This window comes from Caldimonas tepidiphila (assembly GCF_003569765.1).
In the GTDB taxonomy this organism is placed as follows: Bacteria; Pseudomonadota; Gammaproteobacteria; order Burkholderiales; family Burkholderiaceae_C; genus Caldimonas; species Caldimonas tepidiphila.
Map to the genome: position 1 here is coordinate 24,854 of NZ_QXMG01000067.1, position 7,377 is coordinate 32,230.

The window sequence follows — 7,377 nt, forward strand, 5'->3', positions numbered from 1 at the left end:
GGGCCTCGCTTCCCGGCAGGCGGGCCCGCCTTCCGTCCTCCCGTCAGCCCTTGCCGACCGGGATCGGCACGTAGAGGTTGGCGTCGCCGCGGCGCACCAGCAGCGCGAGCGTGCTGCCTGGCGCGGCCTGCGAGACGTGGCGGTTGAACTCCTCCAGGTTCGCGAAGGGCTGGTTGTTGACGCCGATGATCACGTCGCCCGGCTGCAGCGGGCTGCGCGCGCTGGCCGACTGCACGCCCTGCACCACCAGCCCGTAGGGCACGCCGAGCACCCGCCGCCCCTGCGGGGGCAGCTCGCTCACGACGATGCCGAGCTGGTTCGCGCCCGGCGACTGCATGCCGCCGGCGGGCTCGGGGCGGGCCGGCGGCGGCGCGGTGCTCGGCATCTCGCCCATCGTGGCGTTGAGCGTCTGGCTCGCGCCGTTGCGCCACACCTCGATCTGCACCTGGGTGTCGGGCTTGGTGCGCGCCACGATGCGCGGCAGGTCGCCGGCGTCGCGCACCGGCTGCTGGTTGACGCTCAGGATCACGTCGCCGATGGCGATGCCGCCGCGCTGCGCCGGGCCGTTCGGCTCCACCGAGGTCACGAGCGCGCCGCGCGGCTCGTTGAGCTTGAAGGACTGCGCCAACTCGGGGCTCACCTCCTGGATGCCGATGCCGAGCCGCCCGCGCGTGACGCGGCCCTCGGTGCGCAGCTGGTCGGCCACCTCCATCGCGAGGCCGATCGGGATCGCGAAGGACAGGCCCATGTAGCCGCCGGTGCGGCTGTAGATCTGCGAGTTGATGCCGATCACCTCGCCGCGCACGTTCAGCAGCGGCCCGCCCGAGTTGCCCGGGTTGACGGCGACGTCGGTCTGGATGAAGGGCACCAGCATCTCGTCGGGCAGGGCGCGCTCGGTGGCGCTGACGATGCCCGCGGTGATCGTGTTGGCGAAGCCGAAGGGCGAGCCGATCGCGGCGACCCATTCGCCGGGCTGCAGCTTGGACGAATCGCCGAGCGTCGCCGTCGGCAGGTCCTGCGCGTCCACCTTCAGCAGCGCGACGTCGGTCTGCGGGTCGATGCCGACCACGCGCGCCTTGAACTCGCGCTTGCTGTCGGCAAGGCGCACCTGCACCTCGTCGGCACCCGCGACCACGTGGGCGTTGGTCAGGATGTGGCCCTGCGCGTCGATGATGAAGCCCGAGCCGATGCCGCCGCCGGGCGCCTCCTGGCCGCCGCCGGGCGGCTGCTGGGGCATGAAGCGGCGGAAGTACTCGAGCATCGGGTCGCCGGGTGCCATCTGCGCGGGCGTCTGCCGCGCGTTGCGGGTGGTCACGACGTTCACCACCGCCGGGCCGACCTTGCGCACCAGCGCCGTGAAGTCGGGCGGGGCCGCGGTGGAGGCGGCCGAAGCGGCCGGCGCCGAGGCCGGGGCGCTCGCCGGCGCGGCGGCCGTGGGAGCGGCATCCTGCTGCTGCTTGGAGCAGGCGGCCAGCAGCGCGGCGCAGAGCAGCACCGGGGCGATGGTCGGGGATATCGATCGGGTCATGCCGTTTCCTTCCTGGGTTGCGCTTGGCGGCATGGGCCGCTTGCTGCCTGCCGGAGCAAGGCGCATACCGTTGCCGGCATTCCGCTTGCCGGGCCAGTGCGTCTTCCGGCCTCCCTCGGGTGAAACGATGCAGTCCGCAATTGCGCTCGCGAGCGTGCTCGCCTTCGTGGCGATCCACGTTTTCGTCGGCCGGCTGAGGTTCCTGTCCGGCACGCCGCGCAGCCGCTGGCTGTCGATCGCGGGGGGCGTGTCGGTGGCCTATGTCTTCCTGCACCTGCTGCCCGAGCTCGGCGAGGGGCAGCGCGTGCTGGCCGAGGCGATGGAGGGGCCGCTCGGCTTCGCGGAGCGCCATGTCTACCTGATCGCGCTGGCCGGCCTCGTCGCGTTCTACGGGCTGGAGCGGCTGGCCCTCACCTCGCGCCGCGGCGGGCGCGAGGGCGCCACCAGCGCGGGCGTGTTCGCCCTGCACATCGTGTCCTTCGCGCTGTACAACCTGCTGATCGGCTACCTGCTGCTGCACCGCGAGGGCAACGCTCCGGCAGACCTGCCGTTCTTCGCGCTGGCGATGGCGCTGCACTTCGTCGTCAGCGACCACGGGCTGCGGGAGCACCACAAGGGCCGCTACGACCGCGTCGGCCGCTGGGTGCTGGCCGCCGCGGTGCTCGGGGGCTGGCTGCTCGGGCTGTTCGTCGAGATCGAGCGCGCGGTGATCGCGGTGCTGATCGCACTGCTGGCCGGCGGGGTGATCCTCAACGTGATGAAGGAGGAGCTGCCCGAGGAGCGGGAAAGCCGCTTCACCTCCTTCCTGGCCGGCGTGGCGGGCTATTCGGCCCTTCTGTTGGCGATCTAGGAGGGCCGGGGAATGCACCATCCGTTCCGGTCGCCACGCGCGGTCCTTCCCGTCTGCGCGGATGCGACGGCCGACGCCGCAAGGCGCCGGGGCCGCACCCCGTCGTCGCCCGCCATCCGCCTCGGCCTCAGGCTGCTGCGCCCGCTGCTGGCCGCGCTCGCCGTCGGGCTCGCCACGGCGGGCTGCAGCCCGGCGCCCGAGGAGCCGGTGCTCGTCGGCGCGCTGCGCCTGCCGTCCTCGGCGCTGCTCTACCTCGCCGAGGAGTCGGGCTGCCTCGCCGGCGGGAAGGGGCCGGCGCTCGTGCTGCGCGACTACCCGAGCGGGCGCGACGCGCTCGATGCGCTGCGACGCGGCGAGGTGCAGGTGGCGGTCGCCTACCAGACCCCGGTGGCGCTGGGCGCGGCGCAGGACTCCTCGCTGCGCATCCTCACCTCGCTGCACACGGGGACGCACAACACCCATCTCGTCGCCCGCGCCGACCGCGGCGTGCGGGTGCCGGCGGACCTGCGCGGCAAGCGCATCGGCCTGCCGCCGAGGACCACCGCCGAGAATTTCGCGCGCACGCTGCTGCTGTTCGAGGGCATCGATCCCGGCACCGTGCGCTTCGTCGACATCGCCCCGCACGAGGCGGCGGCGGAGATCGCCGCGGGCCGCGTGGACGCGGTCGTCGTCTGGTCGCCGCACGCGGACGCCGCGGCGGCGGCGCTGCCGCCTCCGGTGCGCGTGCAGGTCTTCTCCGACGTCTACACGGAGGCGTCGATGCTGGTCACGCGGGAGCCGGTGCGCGCCGCGCGGGCCGACGCGCTGGCGAAGCTGGTGCGCTGCGTCGCCGACGCCGCGCGCCGCCTCGACGCGGCGCCCGACCGGGGCCTGCCGCTGGTGCGCCGCCTGTTCCCGGGTCAGGAGGCCGCGCAGCTGGCGCGCCAGTGGGACAACCTGACGCCGCAGGTCGGGCTGCAGAACGCGCTGCTGGCGCTCCTCCACGACGAGGCCGAGTGGCTCAGCCCGTCCCCCGGCCCCGGGGGCATGCCGAGGTTCGCGGAGCTGTTCGCGCCCGAGTTCATCGAGGCGGCGGAGCCGGACAGCGTGACCTACGTGCGCAACCGGTGAGCCGCGATGAAGGGGCTCAAGCGCCGCCTGTTCGCCCCGGTCCTGCTGCTGCTGGCCGCGGTGGCGCTCTCGCTCGGCTACGCGGCCTACGAGGCCTTCGGCGGCACCGCGCTGCTGCAGCAGCGGGTCGACAACGTGCAGCGGGCCAGCGATCTGGTGGTGCGGCTCAACGCGCTGCAGGCGGAGACGCTGGTGAACGTGTTCCGCTACATCTCGGGGCCGGACCCGGCGGTCGGCCGGGAGCTCGAGCGGCTCGACGCGACGATGACGCGGGCCGTCGGCGAGCTGGGCCGGCTGCGCGGCACGCCCGCGGCGGCCCGTCTGCACGCGCAGTTCAGCGCCGCCTGGCAGCGCCGGGCGGAGGCGCGGCGGCTGCTGCTCGACGCGGCACGGCGCGGCGATGCGGCGGCGCTGGAGCTGTCCTCGCGCCGCTGGGACCTGGCGCGGCGGCACGCGGACGCGCTGCTCGCCGACGTCAGCGGCTACAACCTCAACCTGCTGCAGCGCACGCTGCGCGAGCTCGACGAGCGCCGCGCCCGCTCGCTGGTGCTGCTCGCGTCGGCGCTCGTGGCCGCCTTCGCGGCGGTGCTCGTGTACGCGTGGCATGTCGCGCGCACCGTGGTGCGGCCCATCGTCGAGCTGAACGACGCGGCCGCCGGCCTGCCCGCGGCGCAGTTCAGGCCGCCGCCCGACGCGCTGGCGCGGGACGACGAGATCGGGATGCTGGCGCGCACGCTCGTGCGCGTGACCGGGGAGATGCGGCTCGCCAACGAGCGGCTGAGCGAGGCCGACCGGCGCAAGGACGAGTTCCTCGGCATGCTCTCGCACGAGCTGCGCAACCCGCTCGCGCCGATCCGCAACTCGCTCCACATCCTCGACCGCGCCGACCCGGCGGGGCCGGTGGCGCGCCGCGCCCGGGACGTGATGCAGCGCCAGGTGGCGCAGATGGCGCGCCTCGTGGACGACCTGCTCGACGTGACGCGCATCGCGCGGGGCAAGATCGAGATGCGCTGCGCCGGCCTCGACCTCGCAGCGCTGGTGCGGCGCGCGGCCGAGGACCATCAGGAGCTGATGGCGGGCCGCGGGCTCGCGCTGTCGGTCGAGCTGCCGCCGGGGCCGCTGCCGGTGGAGGGCGACGAGACGCGGCTGGCGCAGGTCGTCGGCAACCTGCTGCACAACGCGGCCAAGTTCACGCCGCCGGGCGGCCGCGTCCTCGTCGCGCTGCACGCCGGGGGCGGGCAGGCCGTGCTGCGCGTGGCGGACACCGGCATCGGCATCGAGCCCGCGCTGCTGCCCGAGATCTTCCAGCGGCTCTGTTGCACAAATGAATTGAGGGTGAGCTTCCCCTGACCCCGGACGGAGTTATGCCATAGCCACTGTTTGCGGCCGGCCGAGCTGGGTGAAGCGGTTGAGCAGTGCGGCACGCACCTGCAACTCGGCCACCTGACGATCGAAGGTTCGGGCCATGACGCGCTCGCCCAGCAGCTTGAAGCAGCGCATCTTGGTCTCCACGAGGCTGCGGCGGTGATAGCCGCTCCAGGTCTTCCAGATGCTGCGCCCCAGGCGCTGGATCGCGCGCATGGTTTCGTTGCGGGCCATCGCGCCCGCGGTCAGCTTCTTCTTCCACAGCCGAGCGTTGCTGCGCGTGGGAATCACGGCCGCGGCCTGGCGCTGCGCAATGGCCTCATGGCAGCCCCGGGTGTCATAGGCGCCGTCGCCGCTAATGCTGGTGATGGCGCCACGGACTTGCTGCAGCAGCGCCGGCAGCATCGGTGCATCGCCCACCGAGCTGTCGGTGACCTCGATGGCGCGGATCTCCAGGGTCTGCGCATCGATGCCCAGATGCACCTTCAGCCAGCGCCGCGCGTAGTCGGCCCCGTGCTTCTTGCGCTTCCACTCCCCCTCGCCGAGCATCTTCACGCCGGTGCTGTCCACCAGCAGGTGCAGTGGCGTGCTGGCCCGGTAGCCGATGTGCACCTGCAGATCCTTCTGCCGCCGGCTCAGCGTGCTGAAGTCCGGCACCGGCCAGTCCAAGCCGGCGAGCTTGAGCAGGCTCTCGACCATCCCGATGCTCTGGCGCAGCGCCAAGCCGAACAAGCACTTCACGCTCAGGCAGAACTGGATTGCCGCGTCCGAGAAGGTCCGGCTGCGTCCGCGCTTGGCCTGTGGCGTGGCCCGCCACTGCATGTCCCGGTCGAGCCACACCAGCAGCGAGCCCCGCGCCTTGAGGGCCGCGTTGTACTGCGCCCAGTTCGTTGTCTTGTAGCGGCGCGCCGCCTTGTCGTCTTGCTTCGTCACGCCCTCAGCCTACCGAGGCTGTCAAGCGCAGGGCCCCCAGCCCACCTGGGCTGCCATTTGTGCAACAGAGCCGGCACCGACCCAAGCTTTTCGAGGCTTTTCATTCAGGTGTCCCCTTGTGCCGCTGCGACTGTTAATTGCATCCGATCCACTTGCTTCTCGTACACAAGCTGCGTGCTCTCCAGGAATGTCTGCATGGGCCTCTTGCCGTAGCAGTACCTGCCCCGGGTTTTCCCCGGCCGCGCTGCATAGGCCTGTGGACAAGATGGGCGCGGCGGCCGCAACTGGTTGTCACAAGTAGGGATTTTCCATCTGCCGCAAAAAGCAGCAGGCCGGCCTCGAGCGGCTGAAGGAGCGTGTGCATCGCTCCGCTTCGCGGCATCAGCAGCCGCTCCCCACCCTGCGGTACTCGAATCGCTGGCTCTGGCGTGGCCGAAAGCCGCCCCGCCTTTTTCCGTAGAAGGCACACCCTGATAAGTCCCGTTCTGCAGGTGTCAAAAAAATAGGAACAACCCGGCACAATCAGAGCCGCACCAGTCAGCCCGACTGGCTTTTTTAAAGCGCGACAGGCACTTGGAGAGCAGCCCGGTGCGGACTGCGAGGCCAACGAAATCAAAGCGAGGAATTCATCTCCCAAAGTCACTCACCCTGATTTCCGAAGCGGGCGCCCTCGCCTCGCCCGCCCCCGTCCACTTCATTCGCTCCCTGCCGAACACCTCCCGTGTCCGCTGCCCACTCCACCGTCGCTGCACCGCAGGCTTCCACTTCGCCCGAGCCCCCTGCCCCGCCCTCTCCCGCATCGACCGTTTCGCCTGCCGACGTCGTCCCCCGCCGCCGTGGCCGACCGCCGGGGGCGAAGACGGCGATCGCCGCGTCACAGGCGCTGCGGCTTCACCACTTCCACTTCGTGCGCGCCGCGCTCGAGCTGCCGCTGCGCAGCGCCTGGCAGCGCTACCTCGCCTTCGCCGGCGGCCCGGACGACGAGCGCCATTTCCGCAGCCAGCTGCGCGAGCTCTCGCGCCGCATCCGGCAGGCGGCCGAGTCGCGCGGCATGGCACGGCTCGCGGAACTCGGGCTGCACGGTCATGCCGCGCTTCTCGAGCCCCGCGTCCTCGCTTCGGCGCCCTCCCCCGCCCCGGCAGCCGCCGCCGCCATCCCGAGCCTCGATGCCTGGATCACGGAGCGCTGCGAGCAGCTCGGCGTCGACATGGACTTCCAGTCGCAGGCGGAGTGGCTGGCCGAGTACGAGGAGGAATTCGCGCTCGACCGCGATGCGGGGCCGCTCGCCGCGACCGCGCTGCCCACTACGTCCCCCGAGCCCGGCGGCGGGCCCACGCTCAAGGAGCAACTGCGCGCGCTGCACCAGCTCGCTACCGAACTCGCCCGCCCCCCGGCGCTCGACGACGCGCTCGCCGGCTGGCTGGCGCCCGCGCTGTGCAAGGCGCTGCAGCGCTGCGGCGTGCTCACGCTGGGCAACCTGATCGACTACGCGAACCTGAACCACCACCGCTGGTACGAGCGCGTGCCCGGGCTGGGCCGCGAGCGCGCCGCGCGGCTGATCGAGTGGCTCGCACCGCTGGCTGCCGAACTC

General features: G+C 72.2%; 6 protein-coding genes. 4 read left to right on the forward strand and 2 right to left on the reverse strand.

Annotated elements, in window-relative coordinates:
- Positions 1 to 43: 43 nt before the first annotated feature.
- Positions 44 to 1,528: a Do family serine endopeptidase gene (locus D3A59_RS21595; RefSeq protein ID WP_119157398.1), complete on the reverse strand. Its 1,485-nt coding sequence runs from the start codon at positions 1,526 to 1,528 to the stop codon at positions 44 to 46.
- A gap of 127 nt (positions 1,529 to 1,655) precedes the next feature.
- Between D3A59_RS21595 and D3A59_RS21600 the strand changes: the two genes are divergently transcribed.
- From D3A59_RS21600 to D3A59_RS21610, 3 genes are read left to right on the forward strand one after another with little or no spacing between them, the layout of a single operon-like run.
- Positions 1,656 to 2,378 carry a hypothetical protein gene (locus D3A59_RS21600; RefSeq protein WP_119157399.1) on the forward strand — a complete coding sequence of 241 codons (723 nt, stop codon included), beginning with the start codon at positions 1,656 to 1,658 and terminating at the stop codon, positions 2,376 to 2,378.
- Positions 2,379 to 2,390: 12 nt separating this feature from the next.
- Complete coding sequence (locus D3A59_RS21605; protein WP_119157400.1) at positions 2,391 to 3,488, forward strand: ABC transporter substrate-binding protein; 1,098 nt, start codon at positions 2,391 to 2,393, stop codon at positions 3,486 to 3,488.
- 6 nt (positions 3,489 to 3,494) lie between these two features.
- On the forward strand, positions 3,495 to 4,838 hold the full coding sequence (locus tag D3A59_RS21610) for a sensor histidine kinase (RefSeq protein ID WP_119157401.1): 1,344 nt from the start codon (positions 3,495 to 3,497) through the stop codon (positions 4,836 to 4,838).
- Between the two features lie 12 nt (positions 4,839 to 4,850).
- On the opposite strand, the gene D3A59_RS21615 is transcribed toward D3A59_RS21610, so the two are convergent.
- The gene (locus tag D3A59_RS21615; protein WP_119157402.1) at positions 4,851 to 5,786 is read right to left on the reverse strand and encodes an IS5 family transposase; all 936 of its coding nucleotides are present in this window, start codon (positions 5,784 to 5,786) and stop codon (positions 4,851 to 4,853) included.
- A 721-nt stretch (positions 5,787 to 6,507) separates the two neighbouring features.
- Here D3A59_RS21615 and D3A59_RS21620 point away from each other — a divergent pair.
- A partial coding sequence (locus D3A59_RS21620; protein WP_272868090.1) for a phage integrase family protein occupies positions 6,508 to 7,377 on the forward strand: 870 nt, incomplete at its 3' end.

Excerpts from the sequence above, each read along its gene's own strand:
- D3A59_RS21605 (WP_119157400.1), top strand. The coding sequence starts at position 2,391 with ATGCACCATCCGTTCCGGTCGCCACGCGCGGTCCTTCCCGTCTGCGCG.
- D3A59_RS21600 (WP_119157399.1), top strand. The coding sequence starts at position 1,656 with ATGCAGTCCGCAATTGCGCTCGCGAGCGTGCTCGCCTTCGTGGCGATC.
- D3A59_RS21610 (WP_119157401.1), top strand. The coding sequence starts at position 3,495 with ATGAAGGGGCTCAAGCGCCGCCTGTTCGCCCCGGTCCTGCTGCTGCTG.
- D3A59_RS21595 (WP_119157398.1), bottom strand. The coding sequence starts at position 1,528 with ATGACCCGATCGATATCCCCGACCATCGCCCCGGTGCTGCTCTGCGCC.